Origin of the sequence: Streptomyces sp. CB02959 (assembly GCF_002803155.1) — a bacterium.
In the GTDB taxonomy this organism is placed as follows: domain Bacteria; phylum Actinomycetota; class Actinomycetes; order Streptomycetales; family Streptomycetaceae; genus Streptomyces.
Window position 1 is genome coordinate 25,657 of the sequence record NZ_NNBP01000037.1, and the last position, 17,508, is coordinate 43,164.

At 69.1% G+C, this 17,508-nt stretch carries 20 protein-coding genes and 3 pseudogenes; 8 read left to right on the forward strand and 15 right to left on the reverse strand.

Going from position 1 to position 17,508, the window contains the following annotated elements; genetic code table 11:
• The first annotated feature begins 44 nt into the window (after positions 1–44).
• The 3 genes and pseudogenes from CG747_RS40165 to CG747_RS40175 all read left to right on the forward strand — a co-directional run.
• On the forward strand, positions 45–854 hold the full coding sequence (locus CG747_RS40165; protein ID WP_100606836.1) for a hypothetical protein: 810 nt from the start codon (positions 45–47) through the stop codon (positions 852–854).
• Between the two features lie 411 nt (positions 855–1,265).
• Positions 1,266–1,796: a hypothetical protein gene (locus CG747_RS40170; RefSeq protein ID WP_100606837.1), complete on the forward strand. Its 531-nt coding sequence runs from the start codon at positions 1,266–1,268 to the stop codon at positions 1,794–1,796.
• 138 nt (positions 1,797–1,934) lie between these two features.
• Positions 1,935–2,466: pseudogene (locus tag CG747_RS40175) on the forward strand (transposase family protein); the annotation flags it as partial.
• 393 nt (positions 2,467–2,859) lie between these two features.
• On the opposite strand, the gene CG747_RS40180 reads toward CG747_RS40175, so the two are convergent.
• A complete protein-coding gene (locus CG747_RS40180; protein WP_100606838.1) occupies positions 2,860–3,840 on the reverse strand; it encodes an AraC family transcriptional regulator in 981 nt (326 codons plus the stop codon).
• A gap of 530 nt (positions 3,841–4,370) precedes the next feature.
• Here CG747_RS40180 and CG747_RS40185 point away from each other — a divergent pair.
• From CG747_RS40185 to CG747_RS51160, 3 genes and pseudogenes are all read left to right on the forward strand, one after another.
• Positions 4,371–5,591, forward strand: a complete 1,221-nt coding sequence (locus tag CG747_RS40185; protein ID WP_100606839.1) for a styrene monooxygenase/indole monooxygenase family protein — start codon at positions 4,371–4,373, stop codon at positions 5,589–5,591.
• Between the two features lie 81 nt (positions 5,592–5,672).
• Positions 5,673–6,887: pseudogene (locus CG747_RS40190) on the forward strand (styrene monooxygenase/indole monooxygenase family protein); the annotation flags it as partial.
• A gap of 69 nt (positions 6,888–6,956) precedes the next feature.
• Positions 6,957–7,397: pseudogene (locus CG747_RS51160) on the forward strand (flavin reductase family protein); the annotation flags it as partial.
• Positions 7,398–7,785: 388 nt separating this feature from the next.
• On the opposite strand, the gene CG747_RS40195 reads toward CG747_RS51160, so the two are convergent.
• The 11 genes from CG747_RS40195 to CG747_RS48520 form a co-directional block, all read right to left on the reverse strand.
• The gene (locus CG747_RS40195) at positions 7,786–7,959 is read right to left on the reverse strand and encodes a CsbD family protein (RefSeq protein ID WP_100606841.1); all 174 of its coding nucleotides are present in this window, start codon (positions 7,957–7,959) and stop codon (positions 7,786–7,788) included.
• Between the two features lie 121 nt (positions 7,960–8,080).
• A complete protein-coding gene (locus tag CG747_RS40200; RefSeq protein ID WP_100606842.1) occupies positions 8,081–8,488 on the reverse strand; it encodes a gas vesicle protein K in 408 nt (135 codons plus the stop codon).
• Positions 8,478–8,708, reverse strand: coding sequence for a gas vesicle protein (locus CG747_RS40205; RefSeq protein ID WP_257981050.1), 231 nt, complete (start codon positions 8,706–8,708; stop codon positions 8,478–8,480). The genes CG747_RS40200 and CG747_RS40205 overlap by 11 nt, the downstream gene beginning before the upstream one ends.
• Before the next feature lie 23 nt (positions 8,709–8,731).
• Positions 8,732–9,535 carry a GvpL/GvpF family gas vesicle protein gene (locus CG747_RS40210; RefSeq protein ID WP_100606844.1) on the reverse strand — a complete coding sequence of 268 codons (804 nt, stop codon included), beginning with the start codon at positions 9,533–9,535 and terminating at the stop codon, positions 8,732–8,734.
• Positions 9,532–9,930, reverse strand: a complete 399-nt coding sequence (locus CG747_RS40215; protein ID WP_100606845.1) for a gas vesicle protein — start codon at positions 9,928–9,930, stop codon at positions 9,532–9,534. Before CG747_RS40215 ends, CG747_RS40210 begins: the two co-directional genes overlap by 4 nt.
• Positions 9,931–10,011: 81 nt before the next feature.
• Complete coding sequence (locus CG747_RS40220) at positions 10,012–10,263, reverse strand: gas vesicle protein GvpG (protein WP_100606846.1); 252 nt, start codon at positions 10,261–10,263, stop codon at positions 10,012–10,014.
• Between the two features lie 11 nt (positions 10,264–10,274).
• Positions 10,275–10,988, reverse strand: coding sequence for a GvpL/GvpF family gas vesicle protein (locus CG747_RS40225; protein ID WP_180985921.1), 714 nt, complete (start codon positions 10,986–10,988; stop codon positions 10,275–10,277).
• Between the two features lie 3 nt (positions 10,989–10,991).
• Complete coding sequence (locus CG747_RS40230; RefSeq protein ID WP_100606848.1) at positions 10,992–11,468, reverse strand: gas vesicle structural protein GvpA; 477 nt, start codon at positions 11,466–11,468, stop codon at positions 10,992–10,994.
• Positions 11,469–11,550: 82 nt separating this feature from the next.
• Positions 11,551–11,937: a gas vesicle protein gene (locus CG747_RS40235; protein ID WP_180985928.1), complete on the reverse strand. Its 387-nt coding sequence runs from the start codon at positions 11,935–11,937 to the stop codon at positions 11,551–11,553.
• A 222-nt stretch (positions 11,938–12,159) separates the two neighbouring features.
• Complete coding sequence (locus tag CG747_RS40240) at positions 12,160–13,062, reverse strand: SRPBCC family protein (RefSeq protein ID WP_100606850.1); 903 nt, start codon at positions 13,060–13,062, stop codon at positions 12,160–12,162.
• Between the two features lie 6 nt (positions 13,063–13,068).
• Positions 13,069–14,049, reverse strand: coding sequence for a histone protein (locus CG747_RS48520; RefSeq protein WP_180985922.1), 981 nt, complete (start codon positions 14,047–14,049; stop codon positions 13,069–13,071).
• A 489-nt stretch (positions 14,050–14,538) separates the two neighbouring features.
• On the opposite strand from CG747_RS48520, the gene CG747_RS48525 reads away from it, so the two are divergent.
• Both CG747_RS48525 and CG747_RS40255 read left to right on the forward strand, forming a co-directional pair.
• Positions 14,539–14,952 (forward strand): acyl-CoA/acyl-ACP dehydrogenase, encoded by a 414-nt coding sequence (locus tag CG747_RS48525; RefSeq protein WP_180985923.1) that lies wholly within the window; start codon positions 14,539–14,541, stop codon positions 14,950–14,952.
• The gene (locus CG747_RS40255; protein ID WP_100606853.1) at positions 14,949–15,716 is read left to right on the forward strand and encodes a PIG-L deacetylase family protein; all 768 of its coding nucleotides are present in this window, start codon (positions 14,949–14,951) and stop codon (positions 15,714–15,716) included. Before CG747_RS48525 ends, CG747_RS40255 begins: the two co-directional genes overlap by 4 nt.
• A 285-nt stretch (positions 15,717–16,001) precedes the next feature.
• Here CG747_RS40255 and CG747_RS40260 read toward each other — a convergent pair whose 3' ends face one another.
• The 3 genes from CG747_RS40260 to CG747_RS48910 all read right to left on the reverse strand — a co-directional run bounded on the left by CG747_RS40260 (position 16,002) and on the right by CG747_RS48910 (position 17,506).
• Entirely contained in the window at positions 16,002–16,235 is a 234-nt protein-coding gene (locus CG747_RS40260; protein WP_100606854.1) for a hypothetical protein, read from the reverse strand.
• 83 nt (positions 16,236–16,318) lie between these two features.
• Positions 16,319–17,275 carry an alcohol dehydrogenase catalytic domain-containing protein gene (locus CG747_RS40265; RefSeq protein ID WP_100606855.1) on the reverse strand — a complete coding sequence of 319 codons (957 nt, stop codon included), beginning with the start codon at positions 17,273–17,275 and terminating at the stop codon, positions 16,319–16,321.
• A gap of 39 nt (positions 17,276–17,314) precedes the next feature.
• Complete coding sequence (locus tag CG747_RS48910; RefSeq protein ID WP_219621611.1) at positions 17,315–17,506, reverse strand: hypothetical protein; 192 nt, start codon at positions 17,504–17,506, stop codon at positions 17,315–17,317.
• Positions 17,507–17,508 lie beyond the last annotated feature (2 nt).

Genomic DNA, 17,508 nt, shown 5'->3' on the forward strand with positions numbered 1-17,508 from the left:
GCCCGGGTGTTGAGTGCGCGCTCCTCGGGTGTTTGACTTGGCCGGTGACCGCCATCGAGGGAGCGAACGCTCTGGACCAGCTCGGACCGGTGCTCAGCCGGCATCCGGTCGACCACCGCAAGCGGTGGGTGAACGCCACCTGGGCCCTGCTCATCGCCGTGCCCTCCGGCTGGCTGGGCGTGTGGGGCCTGTCCGCCACCAGCGAGGGGTCGGCCCGCAGCAACCGGGCGGTCGGCCTGCTGATCGGCCTCGCGCTGGGCGCCGTGTGGGTCGCGGTGACCCAGATCGTCCGGGTGCTGCGCGGCGAGCCCGGGGAATACTTCGAGGTGCGCGAGCGGGGCCTGGTCCACGCGTCGCGGCGGGGGGCCGCCGGCTGGACCTGGGACCGCGTCACCTCCCTCCACATCGAGGGCAACGCCGTCAACCGCGTCGCGACCCGGCTCGGCAACGGCTACCGCATCGAGATCGGCTTCGCCGACGGCCGCCGGCTGCGGACGGACGGGCTCGCCGCGTACGCCGCGGACCTCGGGCGCGTGCTGCTGGTCCGGTGCCCGCAGGTCGCGCTGCGCCCGCGGATCCCCTGGTGGGGCAGGGCGGGCGGATGGCTGCTGGTCTGGGCGGCGCTGTGTGTGCTGGGGATCGTGGGGGAGATCCTGTACGTCATCGATCATCCTGACCATGAGCGCACGGAACAGACCACCGCCACCATGACCACGGTGACCACTGTGCCGGGCATCAGCGAGACGGGTTACGCCCTGCTGACCTTCGGCATGATGGCGTGCTTCATCGCCGCGACCACCTTCGTCGTCCTCTTCGTGCGGGGCCGGGCGTACCGCCGGATGCCCGCCAGCTGAGCCGGGCCGCCTTCGCCCCCCTTCGGCAACAACGGCTCCAGCACCGCCCACTGCTCGTCCGTGAGATCTCCCCGCCACTCGTGTCCGGCGCAGTGTCGTCCGGAGCGGCGGCGCCGGGGAGACGCCGTACATGGGGGCCGGCGGGGCCGCGGATGGGATCGGCGGCGGGTCGGTCAGGCCCAGGTCGACCTGAGAGCCAAGGTCGGCGGCGCCGGGCGCCCCGCGCGCAACGGGTGGCGCCTAAGGGCTGTCCCGTTACTGACCTCTACTGACCTCTACTGACCTCCGATATGGCTGCTCGGTTCTGCCAACGGTCGGCCACCAGAATGATGGAGAGGTAGCTCTCGTGGGGGATCGTGATCGTGCGTGTGGCCGACGCACTGCCGTTGAGGTTCAGGCGACGGTGGGGTCATGCCGATCACACGTCTCGCCCTTCCGCTCGGCGACACCGAGCGCCCCATCCCCGCCTGGGCCCTCAGGCTCGCCAAGGCCCTCCCGTTCATCGTGCTGCCGCACTGCCTGTGGCGGCTCCCGTTCGCCGTCGGCTTCGCGATGGGCACGATCGATCCGCACCGCCCGCCCATGCCCTGGTGGGCGCCGGGCTATGTCGTCGGGCTCAGCGTGCTCACCGAGGCGCTGTGCCTGCTGACCACCGGGCTGGTGGCCGGCTGGGGCGAGGTGTTCCCCCGCTGGATACCGTTCATCGGTGGCCGTCGCGTGCCGCCGCTCGCCGCCGTGATCCCGGCGGTCCTGGGCGGGCTGATCCTGGTGGCGCTGTTCGACCAGTACCCGCTCGCCTGGGCGGGAGCCATCCCCGAAGTGGGATACAGCAACGGCTGGTGGATGGCTCTGGCCCGGGTCTGCGTCAGCCCGGCGATGCTGTGGGGGCCGATCGTGCTGGCCCTGGCCTGGGCCTACTACCGGCGGCGCCGACCTGCCTGATGGGTTCGCCGGTCCAGACCGTCCGAGCCCGGATGGCTCCGTCCACGCGGCGAACACAGCGCCAGACAGCATGATTCGCCGAGGCACAGCGGCCGTGAGCGCCCAGCCCCCGGCAAAGGAGGGTGAGATGACCTCGCGGTGGCTGGTGTGCTCACGGCGTCGGAGCCGTCCTGGATAGCCCCGTTCACCGGGCTGAGCCCGCGCGACTTCCGCAAGTTGATCACGATGCTGCGTCGCGAGGGCGCCGACACGGTGCGTCCGGGCCGGCGGTGGAGCCTCTCCTTGGAGGACCGGTTCTGCTCGTCTCGGCCTACTGGCGCACGAACCTGACTCTGCGGCAGCTCGCGCCGCTATTCGGGGTCTCCAAGTCGGCGGCCGACCGGATCATCGACCACGTCGGCCCGCTGATGGTGCTCAAGCCTCGGCAGCGGTTCCGCAAGGACACCGTGCTGATCGTCGACGGCACCCTGGTCCCTACCCGCGACCACGCCGTCGCCGAGCAGTACAAGAACTGCCGGTACTCCACCAACCACCAGGTCGTCATCGATGCCCACAGCCGCCTCGTCGTGGCGATCGGCAAACCCGTCCCGGGCAACCACCCATCCCGGGCAACCGGAACGACTGCAAGGCATGGGCAGAGTCCGGCGCCAAGGCGGACGAAGGCCAGTCGACCCTGTCCTGGTCTGCTCAAAGATCAATTACGGGACAGCCCTGAGGCAGTCTCGTTTGGGCCAACAGAGCGGCTACACAGCACTGCTGTGTGCTGCTTCGCCCGAGTGCATCAGTGCGGGGTTCCGACTTCCGGAGCCCCGCACCACTTGGTCGGAGGCAAGGCGCCAGACGCTGAACGGCAAGTCCGCGGGACCGTGCCCGCGACCGCGCCCGCCGCGCGTCCATCGCCGCGTGGAACGCGGCCCTGCCTCCTGGGCGTTCAGGCTCTCGTCGCCTCGGCGTACAGCTCGCGGTACGGCCGCGCCAGGATGCTCTCGGCGCGTCCAGCCGGCGCAGTCCCGCGAAACGAGTTGACGGGCGCCCTGAAGGAGCCGGGGCGTGCAGCGCTCCCCTATGACCGCAACGTCTCCGAAGGCGACTCCCCGAACTGTTGGCGGTACGCGAGTGAGAAGCGGCCCGGGTGCAGGAAGCCCCAGCGGGAGGCGACGGCGGTCACGGTCGCGGAACCCGGGTCGGAGGCCAGGAGTTCCTTGCGGACACGGTCCAGGCGGACCTCGCGCAGATACGCGAGCGGTGTTGTGGAGAGGTGCCGGCGGAAACCCTCCTGAAGGGCCCGCACGCCGACGCCCACGCATTCGGCGATCTCCGCGACCGTGAGCGGCTCGGCGGCGTGTTCCTCGATGACCTCCATGGCGCGGCGGACCGCGAGCGGCGCGACGCGCGGCTGCTCGCCGAGCAGCGCCGACGTGTAGTTGTTGGGCTGGGCCATCAACAGCTGGGTCATGAGCAGCGATTCAAGCTGTTTTGTCACGAGGGGCTGGCTTGTCATCCCAGCAGGACCCTCCGCCTCCCGGCGCATGAGGTCGACGATGTTGAGCCAGGACCGGGAGCCCGGCGTGGTGAGGTTCATGCCGAGCGAGAAGAAGATCGGGCGGCGCACGGCGCGACCGAGCAAACTGCCCAGGTGCGATTCGAGCGACGATCGGTCGAGCCACACGATCAGCTGCGGATTGCCGTCACCCCAGCGCATGTCCAACTTTCCGGTCGGGGAGGGGACAGAAGCGAGTTCCGGGGAGGAAATTATCTCCTCGCGGCCGCAGGTTATTTCGGCGTAACCGGCAAGCGGGATCTGGACGAGGAAAAAGCTCTCCAGATCGCCCGGTGTGATCCGGACTTCCGTTCCGTAATCGAGGTAGTAGAGACCTGTCCGATCGAAGGGTGCACCGTGCAGCCGGGCGTCGAGCGTCGCCGACCGCCGCACGATGCGCAGCTCATGCGGACAGAAGGCGCGGCCGACCTCGGCCCGCGCCTCCCAAATGTCCGTTGTATGGAACCGCTGGTGATTTGCGAGGGGGGACTTGTCAGCGGGCATGTGAACCTCCACCGCCGAGATGCGCGATCGGGACAGCAACCCGCGTGATCCGGATAGCGGAGGTGATCTTGCCATACCAAGATTGACACCTGACCGCCGCGGACCCGAGAGAATCCTGGGAATCAACAATGCAGGGAGTGCAGGGCCGGACTGCGCTCGTCAGAGGCGGAGTCACGCCCGGCGGACAGTCCCCTCGCATGCGCGCTGCGCGTATTACGCGGGACCGACGCGGCGAGGGCCGCCAAGGCCGTACCCCCGTACGTCGCGGCACCCTTGCCTCTGCTGCCCCGGCTCGCCGGTTCGGCCGGGCCCCTCTAGCCGGCCGGGTTACCCGGGGGCCCTCCCCCCGGTCCTACGGGTGACCCGGCCTACCGCGGCTGCCCGCCGGCCCCCCTCCGGCGGGCAGCCGCATTCCACGCAACCGCCGCCCACGCGTTGACGCCGCCACGTGCCGAAACGCTTGCACAGCGCACCGCGCTGCACGGCACCGCTCAAAAACCGCACACCCCGAACCCCCGGAGGACCCCCGCATGCGCAAGATCACCATCGTCGGAGCCGGCCAGGCCGGGCTCCAGCTCGGCATCGGGCTGATCGAACACGGTTTTGACGTCACCATCGTGTCCAACCGCACCCCGGACCAGATCCGCCAGGGCCGGGTCATGTCCAGCCAGGCCATGTTCGGCACCGCGCTGGCCCACGAGCGCAACCTCGGTCTCGACTTCTGGGGCGACGCCTGCCCGTCGATTGCGGGTCTCGGCGTGAGCATCGCCGACGGCCAGGGCGGCCGGGCGCTCTCCTTCGACGCCCGCCTTGAAGCCACCGCCCGCTCGATCGACCAGCGCGTGAAAATGCCACTCTGGATGGGCGAGTTCGCGCGCCGCGGAGGCCATCTGGAACTCTGCGAGGCCGGCATCGAGGACCTGGAGCGCTACGCCGCCGAGTCCGACCTGGTGATCGTCGCGGCCGGCAAGGGCGAGATCGCGGGGCTGTTCGAGCGGGACGCCATGCGTTCCCCGTACGACGCTCCGCAGCGCGCGCTGGCCCTGGCGTACGTCACCGGCATGGCAGCGCTGCCCGACCGCCCCGGCGTCAGCTTCAACGTCATCCCCGGTGTGGGTGAGTACTTCACCATGCCCAGCCTCACCACCAGCGGCCCCTGCGACATCATGTTCTTCGAGGGCATCCCGGGTGGCCCGCTCGACTGCTTCGACGGGCTCGCCCCCGACCAGCAGCTGGCGAAGTTCCAGGAGCTGCTGCGGACGTACGTTCCGTGGGAGGCCGAGCGCTGCACCGATGTCGCGCTCACCGACTGGAACGGCACCCTCGCGGGCCGCTTCGCGCCGGCCGTCCGCAAGCCCGTCGCCACGCTGCCCTCCGGCGCGCAGGTGCTCGGCCTCGCCGACGTCGTCGTCCTCAACGACCCGATCACCGGCCAGGGATCCAACAACGCCTCGAAGTGCGCGGCCTCCTACCTCGCCACCATCCTGGACCACGGCGAGCGCCCGTACGACGCCGCGTTCATGGAGCTGGCCTTCGGCCGCTTCTGGGACAACGCGCAGTCCGCCACGGCCTGGACCAACGCGATGCTCGGCGCCCCGCCGCAGCACGTCCTGGAGATCTTCGGCGCGGCGAGCGCCAACTCCCGTATCGCTGCCCGCTTCGTCAACGGATTCGACGACCCGCGCGACTTGCTTCGCTGGTTCATGGACCCGGTCGCCGCGAAGAACTATCTGACGGAGGTCGGTGCCTGAACGGCTGCCGTCAAGAGCGGACACACACCAACTGACGCTACGTCAGCGCCAGCAACGTAAACGAGAGCAGGACAGCAGGACATGAGAAGGATCGCGGTGATCGGAGCCGGGCAGGCGGGTGCCCAACTCGCTCTGGGGCTCCAGGCGCACGGCTATGACGTCAGCCTGGTCACCGACCGCTCCCCCGACGAGATACGCCGCGGCCCGGTCATGTCCAGTCAGTGCATGTTCGACACCGCGCTGCAGAGCGAGCGCGAACTCGGCCTGCACCACTGGGAGGACCAGGCCCCGGACATCTCCGGCATCGCGTTCTCTCTCATCGGTCCGCACGGCTCTCCGGACGTCTCCTGGCGCGCGCCGCTGGAGGGCCCTGCCCACTCCATCGACCAGCGGGTCAAGTGTGCCGCCTGGATCGAGCAGTTCGCGGACGGCGGCCGCGGCGAGATCGTGCTGCACGAGGCGGGCGTCAACGACCTCGAGTGGTACGCGCGTACGCACGATCTCGTCGTGGTCTCCACGGGCAAGGGCGAGCTGAGCCAACTCTTCCCGCGCAACTCCGAACTCTCCCCGTACGACCGGCCGCGCCGTGCGCTGGCCCTGACGTACGTCACGGGAACGGCACCGCGGGAGGGGGAGGACGCCGTCCACTACCGCCTGGTCCCCGGCGTCGGCGAATACTTCTCCTTCCCGGCCCTCACCACCACCGGACCCTGCGACATCATGGTCTTCGAAGGCGTCCCCGGCGGCCCGATGGACTGCTGGGACGACATCCGCACGCCTGAAGGCCACCTCACCCGCTCACTGGAACTCCTCCACCGGTTCTTCCCCGACGAATACGAGCGCCACCGGCACTCCCGACTCACCGACAGCGGCGGCGTGTTGCGCGGCAGGCTCACTCCGACCGTCCGGCACCCCGTCGCCCGCCTGGCCTCCGGCCGGCACGTCCTCGGCATGGCCGACGCCGTCGTCCTCAACGATCCGATCACCGGCCAGGGTTCGAACAACGCGGCCCAGGCCGCGACCCACTACCTCGACAGCATCCTCCGCCACGGCACCGCCGAATTCACTCCGCAGTGGATGCAGCGCACCTTCGACAACTTCTGGCGCGGCTGGGCTCAATGGGCCGTCGGCTGGACCAACTCCTTCCTGACCGAGCTGAGTCCCCACCACCGCGACCTCCTGACCGCGGCGGCCGAAATCCCCTCGGTCGCCGGCGCCCTCGCCGCCGGATTCGACGACCCGCGCACCCTCTACCGCTGGTGGTTCGAGGAGGCCGAGGCGCACCGCTTCCTCGCCGAGAAGCGCGCCCAGCACGCCGCCCGCTTCGACGGCCGCGAACTGCGCCGCGCACTGGGCCAGTACGCCACCGGTGTGACCGTGGTGACGGCCCGCGCCCCCGACGGCCGCAACGTCGGCATGACCGCGAACTCCTTCACCTCCGTCTCGTTGAACCCGCCCCTCGTCCTGTGGTGCCCCGGCAAGAACGCCCCGAGCCTCCCGGACTTCACCGACGCCTCGCACTTCGCCGTCCACATACTGGCCGCCGACCAGCACCACCTGTCCCGCCAGTTCGCCACCCCGGCCGACGACAAATTCCGCGACACCCCCACCACCCCCGGCATCGCCGGCACCCCCCTCCTGGACGGCGCGGTCGCCCGCTTCCAATGCCGCACCGTCCAACGCCTCGACGCCGGCGACCACATCATCTTCCTCGGCGAGGTCGAACAGTACGAGGCCGACGGCGGTACCCCTCTGGTGTTCCACTCGGGGTACTACCAGGTGGCGACGAAGCATCCCGATCTGTGAACGCGAATTGCCTACTGGCCTGGCACCATCCGGCTCACGCAGGACGCCGGGGCTGAGCCGCACACAGGTGACCGACTGGTCACACTTCGGGGTCGAGAGCTGCACAGGTTCCCGATGGGGCCGACATTGGCGCCGGCTGCCGCCAGTGTTCGGACCGTGCCGGCATACGGTCTACCGACTCCTTGCCCAGTGGAGCCGTCAGCGGGACCGGGCCCGGCTTCACCGTGTCGTCCTCGATGAACTCGGCGCCCGCGGCGAACCGGACTGGTCGCGGTGGGCGATCGACCTGGTCAGCATCCGGGCCGCAAAAGGGGGCCTTCCACAGTGAACCGCACCTCGGGTGGCGTTACGACATGCTCAGTACTGCTTGCGCGTCACGGCCGTTCATTCAGGGCTCAAGAAGATCCTTTCCCTTCTCTACGGTCTTACGTGCCCGCCCCTGAGCCTTTTCAGCCTTGCCCTTCAGTTCGAGATCCTTGTCGCCGGTGATCTTTCCGGCAGTTTCCTTGGTCTTTCCCTCTGCCGTCTTGGCCACGCCCTTGGCCTTCTTGCTGATGCTCATAGCGCACTCCTTGCGGGGCTCGGTCGACCCGCAGCGGTTCGGCCGCTCTCCCACAGAGCCCTGCGGGAGACATGTGTAAATTGTGCCACTTGTTCGATCTGGTGCACAGGGCGTCCCGGGCCTATTCGGATGGTGGGAGAAGAGTGCCGAGCGGCCCGAGATCGAGGTTCAAGTCTTGGAGCGACAGGTCGTACTGGGCGCAGAGTTCGATCATGCGGGAGTGGAGGAGCATCAGCGTCGTTCCCAGGCGTTCTTCCTGTTCTTCCGTGAGGTTCCCGGCGTCGACGCGCTGCAGTGCCTGGCGCTCCATGAGCTGCCGTAGGAGTTCGACGAGTGTGAGGACGAGTTTGATCAGGTCCCGTTCCACGGTGTCCGGGCCGGTGGTGATCCTGTGCGGCACAGGCTGAGCTGGGGCGTTGTGAGGGCGCCTGAGTTCGTGGGGTGCGGCTGGTAGCAGGCGGAATGCCCGGGCCGCCGCATCGGCGACCTCGCCGAAGCGGTCCTTGGCTCTGCCGCCTTCAGGAGTCATAAGGGTCGAGGGAGTCCGCCGTCGGAGAGAGCGCCGTGTCCCATGGGGAAGGGTTTTCTTCGCTTATCGAGACGATCAGGGCACGCAGCGAAATCCGTACCAGGTCGATGTCGGCGATGGACAGCACGAGGTCACCGCTGAGCACCACTCCGCCACTGAGCAGGCGGTCCAGGAGGTCTATGAGGGCCACCTGCCGCTGTGGGAGTACCCCGGTCGTCACGGCCGGAGGGTCGCTCGGACCGGTCACGGCCGCACGCTCCTCGCGGTGGTGTCGGTTGGCGGTGGTGCGGCGAAGGAGTAGGGCGCCCAGGGGCCGGTGACGTCGATCCGTATTCCGGTGAGTCCTCGGGCGGACCTTTCGACGTCGGAACGGAATTCCTCCGCGTGGTGGGCCGGTACCAGGTAGGCGTCGTTGACCACATTCTCGCCGGGGCCCGCAAGCAGTTGGCCTTGTTGCGCGCGGTGCTGGGCCCGTTCGACGGCGTAGCCGCCGGCGACGGAGGCGACTCGGGCCGCCGCCTCCTCGACGGCGCGGTACACGTCCTCATGGGCATGGCGCACTGCTCTGCGGCGCCTCAGGTACTCGCGTCCGGAACCCGCCGACGGTTCGGGCGCGGCATCCTCCGCCTCGGTGACGTCCACGTAGATCTTGACGCCCCATTCCACCAGGCCGTCCAAGTCCGCCAGGCGGCGGTCGAACGCTGCCAGGCGCTCGTCGAGCATGGCCCGCACCCGGTCGTCGTCCAGGTAGACGGTCGCCAGGCGCAGCGGCATCACCGTGGTGCGTGCGGCCAACGCCTCGATCACCCGGTGATGCGCCCGCGCGACCGACTCCAGCCATTCCAGGTCTTCGAGGTGCGTGCGCAACGCCGCTTCATTGAAGTCGACGGCCGGCACCGAACTCGCGGCGATGACGACGTCCCTGCGGCGCTCCGAGCGCACCAGGCGCACCTCCGCATCCGCGACCCCAGGCACATCGGCGACGACCTCGTCCAGGCAGCCGCCACGGTCCCGGGCCACGCCGTACACATAGCTGACTTCGGTCATGACGCGTCGTGACTCCTGCTGCGGGGCTTCGACTCCCCGCGCTTGCCGCTGCGTTCGTCGTGCTGTTCGGCAGCCGGCAGTTCCTCCCCGCTGCGCAACGCCTCGATCTCCGCACGCAGGCGGGCGTTCTCCTCGGCCAGCGAGTGATGGCCGTCCGCGGCGTGCGAGGAGAGCGAGGGGTCGTGCTCCCACCAGTCGATCCCCATCTCCTTCGCCTTGTCCACGGACGCCACGATCAGCCGTAGCTTGATGGTGAGCAACTCGATGTCGAGCAGGTTGATCTGGATGTCACCGGCGATCACGATGCCCTTGTCCAGGACGCGCTCAAGGATGTCGGCGAGGTTGGCCGACGAGCCCTGCCCGTACGGGCTGGCCCTGGAGGGGAGGTTCCCCATGCTTCGGGCTACGGGTTCGGTCACGGTGGTCACTCCTCACCCACCGGTTCGTCCGGCGCGTTCGGGGCGGGAAGAGGGCCGTCAGGGCTGGGCGGTCCCGCGGTACGCCCTGATCTCCTCGAGCCGTTCGAGCAGTTCGTCCTCACGCTTGTCGAAAGTCTCCTCGTCGATCTCCCCTGCCAGCAGGGCGTCCTCCAGCTCGACGAGTTGCTGTTGGATGGGGCGCGGGTCGTAGTACTCGTCCTCGGCGGCCTCGACGATGCGTTCCACTATCCAGGCCACCCCGCGTACCGGCGCGAGCGGCAGGGTCGCGATCTGTGTCAGCAGTCCCATGTCCGGCCTCCTCACACGAAGCTGTAGGCGGGCAGCGGACCGTGGAGCCGGACCGTGAAGTCCGCTCCGAGCTCGTCGGCGAGTTGCTTCTCCGCGGCGAGGAAGTCCTGTTCGTCGTCCCGGTGCACGAGGAACGAGACGTTCAGGAAGTCGTTGGCCGCCGGCTCTGCCAGGTGGTCCTGGCGCACAGATCCGCGGAGGGCGGCCACGATGTCGGCGGCCAGTCGGCCCTGGCGCGTCTGGACTTCCTGAACGACCAGTTCACCGAGGGCGAGTGGCAACTCGGGGTTGTTGCTGCCGCTTGTGATCTCGTCGTTGAGTGCCCGTGCCTGGTCCGATTCGCGCAGAACCTGGCGCAGCAGCACCTCCTCGTCCTGGCCCACCTTGAGGTTGTACTCGACGCAGTTGTCCAGCGCCGCCAACTGGGCGGTGAGCGCGTCCACGCGCTCTTCGAGGACCGCGCGAACCGCACCGTCGTCGGTGGCGGTCAAGCCGAACTGCAGCGGGAGGACCGCGCCGTCGGCCATCAAGTGTTCCTGGACCGCGTGGTGGGCGTTGAGGTCCCGGCGTTTGGGGCGCAGGTCCTCGGGCGCGTCGCTGACGACCGCGGACAGTGAGCCGTGCTGAACCGTGCGAAGTTTCGCCGGGGGGTCCCCGACGCCGTCGAGTTCGTCGACGCGTTGCGGATGGTCGGTGGAGACCACGGAGTAGACGTACACAGTCATGGCTCATTCCCTCCGGCGGCGCGCGGACCGCCGCGCCGGCCGTTCCCGTCTCGATGCCACGGGCTCCTTCTCCTCCTCGTCTTCCTCTTCCGCTTCGTCCTCCTCGTCCTCGTCGCCTTTACGCCCCTTGATCGCGTCGCCGATCGCTTCGGCGGCACCGGACAAGGCGCCCTTCGTCTTGCCGTGCGCCCCTCCTTCGGTCACCTCACCGACGATGTCCGTCAGTTGCGCGGGCGCCTTCTTGCCTGCCTCCAGGTCCAGGCGGTTGCACGCCTCGGCGAAGCGCAGGTAGGTGTCGACGCTGGCGACGACGATGCGCGCGTCCACCTTGACCAGCTCGATGCCGACCAACGACACGCGAGCGAAGACGTCGATGACCAAGCCGCGGTCAAGGATCAGGTCGAGAACGTCGTAGAGGTTGCCCGAGCCACCGCCGTTGCTCCTGGCCAGTGCTCCTTCACCCTGCGGCACCACAGTCATGGTGCCTCCTCTCAGCTGCCCGTTCGCCTCGCGGGCGGCTCTGTCGTTCGTCACGCCCTCCGTGGCGCGTCCTGCCGGCCGACTAACGGCTCTTGTCGATCTGACCGCGGGTGTAGCGACGGATGCGCTCGTAGGCGACGAGTTCGCCCTCCTCGTCCAGCTTGACCCGGTAGCTCGCCATCACACTCGTCGTCGGGGGAACGCGTTCGAGTTCCAGGACTTCCACGTCCGCCTGCCAGCCGTCCGAGGTGGGAGTGACCGCGGATACGGATTCCGGGGCCCGTCCCAGCAGCTCCTGGAGTTGCTCGGCCGCGTAGTGCATGGCCCGCCGGGCCGTGACACGGTGCTTCTCTCCGGTGCCGGAACCCTTCGCAGCGCGGCGCACTTCGCGAGATCCGTCCGCCCCCTCGGCACGTCGCCGGGGCGTGCGCCGGGCCCTTTGCGGGTGGTCCTCTTCGCCTGCGGCCATTGCGCTCTCCGACATCGGAGACTTCGTACATTCAGCGCCGCGCGCACACGGCGCCCTTCCATGGTATCCACCTGCGTTCCGCCGAGGACCGTGCCAATTGCCGCCGGAAGTCGTCCGGACGTCGGGCATACGCACAGTCGCCCTCCGTATACCGGATTCCGGATTCCGGAGGCACTGTGCGCGCACGAGCTGTCACCAAGGGCGCTCCTCGGAGCGGCGGTGTCATGCTGCCTCGTCGCCCTCCGCATCCTCCTCGTCATCCTCGTATTCGTCCGCTTCGCTCTCCTCTTCCTCGTCTTCGTAATCCCCTTCCGCTTCGTCCTCCTCCAGTCCCTCTTCATGGCTGAGGACCACTTCCCCGTCGAGGATCTCGCCGCGCCAGCCCTCCGGCTCCTCTTCGGCAAGGCTGGCATAGCGTTGGAAGTGCTTGAGGTCCAGGCGCAGACGGCGGCCCTGCGCTCGCCACAGGTTTCCGGTCTTTTCGAAGAGCCCCATGGGGTAGTACTCGACGACAAGCACGACCCGCGTGAGGTCGGACGTGATCTCGTGGAAGCTCACCATTCCCCGCGTCGAGCCCTTGGCACCCTCGGAAGTCCAGATGATGCGTTCATCGGGCACCTGTTCCAGCACGGTGGCCTTCCATGTTCGTGTCGACGGGCCAACCTTGGCCTTCCAGTGCGTTGTTACCTCGTCACTCGTCGAAACGTCACGCACGCCCTTGGTGAAGCTGCTGAATTTCTCGAACTGCGTCCAGTGGTTGTAGACGGTGCGTACCGGAAGCCCGACATCGATGACCTCGACGATGTTGGTGACCTTCCGGTCACCTGAAGAGCGCCCGCCCCCGCCGAAGGATTCCTTGACCTTCTCCAGCACGTTGCCGCCGAGGCCCTTCACCACACCTCCGAGCACCTTCTTCAAGGGCGATCCACCACCGAGGAGGGCGGCTCCCACTCCTGCGAGCGAGCCTCCGTTGTCGGCAACGTCGGAGAGCTGATCTGTGACGTCGGTCAGCTTGCCCCCGGCCCGTTCGGCGAGGTGCCCCGCCCAGGCCGTCACGAAATCACCGAGTTCGTCGCGCAACCGATCGAGCTCCGCCTTCGTCTCATCCTGTGCGACCTTGGCCATGATCGGCTACCTCCGGCGTCCCTGACTCGACGGTGCTCTTCCGGTGCTCTTCCGAGAAGACGGTGCGGTCTGCCTCTTCGCGGACGACTTCTTGGCGGGTGCTTTCTTCGCCGTTGACTTCTTGGCAGGGGCCTTCTTCGCCGCGGTCTTCTTGGCGGGGGCCCGCTTCGCCGCGGTCTTCTTGGCCGGTGCCCGCTTCGCCGCGGTCTTCTTGGCAGGGGCCTTCTTCGCTGTCGCGGGTCTGGTCTTCTTGGTGGTGGTCTTCGGCTTTTCATCGGCGGAGGAACTCCGGGACGTCGAACGGGTCTTGCTCGTCCCGCCACCGCTCTGGCTCCTGGCCCGTTTCCCCGTACTCGGCTCCCGCTTTCCCGCCCCCGATTCCCGTTTCCGCGTGCTCGACGTGCGTTTTTCCGTCCGCGGCTTCGCCGTGCCGCGGGCCGTCCGCCGTTGGGGTCGCTCCCGTTTGCGCTCCGCCGCTTCTTCTTCCTCTTCTTCGTGTTCTTCCTCTTCTTCGTGTTCTTCCTCTTCTTCGTGTTCTTCCTCTTCTTCGTCGCCCTGGTCGTACTCGTCGTACTCGGAATCCCCTTCGGAGGACTCCTCGCCTTCGGTGAGCTCCAACGTGCGGTCGTGCAGGGTGTCTGCGAGCGTCGCGATGCCGCGGGTCGCCGCCGCCGAGACGGCACGGCGCCCGGCCTCCACGACCTCCCCGCGCAACTGCTCCCCGAGTTCAGCAACCTGGGGAATCTCACCGAGCTGGCGGGCGCCCTCGGTCAGAAGGCGCCGCGGATCGAGTCCTAGTTCGCGCCCCGCCAGGGTGGACATCAAACTCAGTGCGAGGCGGCCCTTCTTGGTACGGCCCAGCACGTAGCCGCCGGCCAAGGCGGCAGCCACGAGGACCTTGGTCCCACTGTCCATGCGTACGTCACCTTCTCTGGGCGTGCAGCCCGGCGCCGCGGCAGACAACCCCACGGGATGTTCCGGCGCCATACCTCCAGGGTGACTCCCCGGACGGCCTTCGCATCCCGACAGGCCGGCTGATCCTCCGGGCTGCATCGAAGAACTGTCTGCCACCGAGCGGACACACTGTGCCCACGAGGCGCTCCGGCACCGGCCGCCGTGCGTGCCGGGAGAAACCGGTCGCCACGCGCCGTCCCACCCGTGTCTGCGGACCAGGCATCCGTACGAGGTGCGGCAGAAGGGCCCGACGCAGCAGACTGCTGGGAGAGCGTCTGCTCACGTCTGAGAGGAGCCGTCGTGGAACCTCCTCCCACATCCCCCACCGGCGTCGGAGCGGGTTGCAGCGTTGCCGCCGTTGTTGCGCCGGGCACTCCGGACGCCGAGAGTGCCCGCCGGGTATCGGCTGGTCCCTGCGTCGCCCTCGTGGACAGCGATTCACTGCGGATTCCCCTGCCTGTTTATGGGAAGACCCGAAAGCACTTCCACACCCTGTGCCGCCTCGGCAGGCGAGACCCGTGCATGGCCCGTTTGGCAGAGGGGCACGTCGACGCCGTGGCGACCCTGACGGAACTGGGCGGACCCAAGGTGAAGCCGTCAGAACGGTGGGGCGTGCCGGCGGCGCACCCGCCGGGCTCGGGGTTGACGGCAGACGGCAGGAGCACCGACTGGAGGCTGACCGGCGTCAAACCGCACTGTTCGGGCGCACGCACCTGCACCCACGCGCTGGTGACGGCCGACACCGCACAGGGATCGCGGCTCTTCGCCGTGCACGTCGGGGACCGGGCCGTGCTGGCTGCGCCCGGGACCTGGCAGGCGGCGGGCCTGGCCGGCAGTGACTCCCTCGACGTGACGTTCCACAACCTGCCGGCCGAACTCGTGGGCGACGTCGACGGTTACGGCAACCTGCCGGCCGGCAACGGGAGAACGCCATGAGTGGCACCGACCGGAGAGCCGCCACCGACGCCGTCGAAGCCCCCGGCACGCCTGAAGGCCAATGGGCATCCTGGTACGGCCCGCGGCACCTGCCGCCCATCCCGCCGCCCGACGGGCCGGTCGTGGTCGTCTCGGCCCACCCCGACGACGAGGTGCTGGGCTTCGGCGGCAGCCTGGCCCTGCTGGCCTCCGGTGGTGCCGAGGTGCTCATCGTGTCGGTTACGGACGGGGAGGGATCCCACCCCCGCAGCACGCTGGTCGCCGCGGACCAGCTGGCTCGGATGCGCCACCGTGAACTCCTTTACGCACTGGAGAAGTTGGGGCTGTCTGAAGTGCGTCTGGAGCGGCTGGGGGTCCCGGACACCCAGGTGGACCGGTATCAGGACACGGTAGCCCGGGCCATCGCCGGATTGCTGCGCGAGGTCAAGGCCGCACGGTGCGTGGCGCCATGGGTCGGAGATCTGCGCAGCGACCACGAAGCCGCAGGTCGGGCGGCCATCGACGCCTGCCGAGCCACTGGAGTGCCCCTGTGGATGTATCCGGTGTGGATGTGGCACTGGGCCCGGCCGCAGGATCCGCGCGTGCCGTGGCACCTGGCTGCGCACCTGCCACTTCCGCCAGAAGCGACCGCCCTGAAGTCCCTCGCCATCGCGCAGTTCGTCAGCCAGATCCGTCCGCTGGGAGACGGTGAGAAGAACGCCGCGATCCTGCCACCCGAGGAGGTGGCCCACCACATCAGGTCGTTCGAGGTGGTCTTCCGGTGAACACGCCGTCCGCCTACTTCTGCGCCAAGTACGCCGTCGCAACCGAACCGTGGGGCTGAGCCGACGCTGGAACGAGCACCGCAAGTACGCCCCTCATCCTCCGTGCGCTGCCGTGTCCGCACTACCACACGGCGCTCGAACCCGATTGTTTGCCGGGGTGTTCACCCGCCGACTCGCCTGACATTGCGGCGCGTTGTGCGCCGTCGATGCCGTGCCCGCCGCCGTGGCCACCGCCACGGCCTGCACCAGGGGCCTGCCCCACGGCGAGGTGCGCTGATACGGCGTTCACGTCGAGGTAGTACCCGTCCTGCCGGTCGGCTGGGTGGGGCGGATCAGGGGGCGCGCCCAACGACGGCGCGGATCTGTTCGGCGACCACCCTCACGGCCGGGCGGGATGTGGGCGCTGTGCTGGATGTAGTCGGGGGACCAAAAGCGTTCGGCGGCGGCGTAGTCCCGCTGGTTGAACAGCGTGTCGAACGCCTCGCGGACGAGTTCCTTGTTCTTCTCTTCGGCGCTCATGGCTGGTCACCTGTTCCGGTGCGTGTTCGGAGTGGGTGGAGACGGCGGCCGGGCTGCGGGTGTGGCCCGGTGCTGGGCGGCGGTCACCACCGGGGGTTGGCGAGGTCCAGGACGAGGCGTCCGCGCACGCCGCCGGCGGCCAGCCGCCGGTGTGCCTCGGCGGCTCGCGCGGCCGGCAGTACCTCGCCGACGCGCAGGGTGAGTTCGCCGGCTTCGGCCTGTCGGGCGAGCCGATCCAGCAGAGCGGTGTCGTTGGCCGCGACGTACGAGGAGACGGGGTGGATCGTGATGCCGCGCTCTGCCGGGCCGGTCCAGCCCTTCAGGCTGACCAGCGCTCCGCCGCCGGCGGCCGCACCGAGGGCCTGCGCGTTGAGGGCGGCGCCGTCGATCAGCGCGGGGGCTCCCCCGGGCACCACGGCGCGTAGGTCGGTGGCCGCGTCGTGACGGCGGGGCACGACCTGGTCGGCGCCCAACTTCCCGACCACCGCCCGATCCTTCTCGGCGGCGTCGGCAAGCACGGTGAGTCCGTCCCGCTTCGCCAGCTCGACGGCGAAGCCGCCGACCGCCCCGGCGGCCCCCAGCACGACGAGCTGCCGGCCCGGGAGCAGCGCGAGCGCGTCGAGGGACAGCCGCGCGGTGACCGCGTTGAGCAGCAGCGTGGCGGCTTCGGGGAAGGTCGCCTTCTCGGGAGCCGGAACCACGGACTCCTGGGCGACGACCAACTGTTCGGCGTAGGTACCGCCGTGCGGGCCGAACGGGATGACGGAGGCGACCACGCGGTCTCCGACGGCCAGGCGCGCGTCGGTGTCGGGGCCGAGCTTGTCGACCACGCCGGCCACGTCCATGCCGGGCACGTACGGCGCGGGGTGCTGGGCGAGTTGCGCGGCCCGTCCGCCGGTGCGGAAGGTGAGGTCGGTGGGGTTGACCGCGGCCGCATGCACGCGGATGCGCACCTCACCGCGGCCGGGCTCGGGTTCGGGCAGGTCGACGACCTGCAGCACCTCGGGGCCGCCGAACCGGGTCAGTCCGATCGCTTTCATGGTCCGTGTGCTCCTTCGTCGTGTGGCGCGTGGGCCGGGCTACAGCTGGCCGGCCATGGCGGTGTTGAGCTCGTTGACGTAGGCGTGCTCGCCCGGCCCGGCGTTGCCCCGGTAGATCCGGGCCTGCTCGACGCCGATCTCCTCGCTGTCGCCGGCCAGGGCCTCGGCCAGGCCGCGGCCGATGCCGCTGGTGCCGCCGGTGACCAGGACGGTGTTTCCGGTGAGCTTCATGG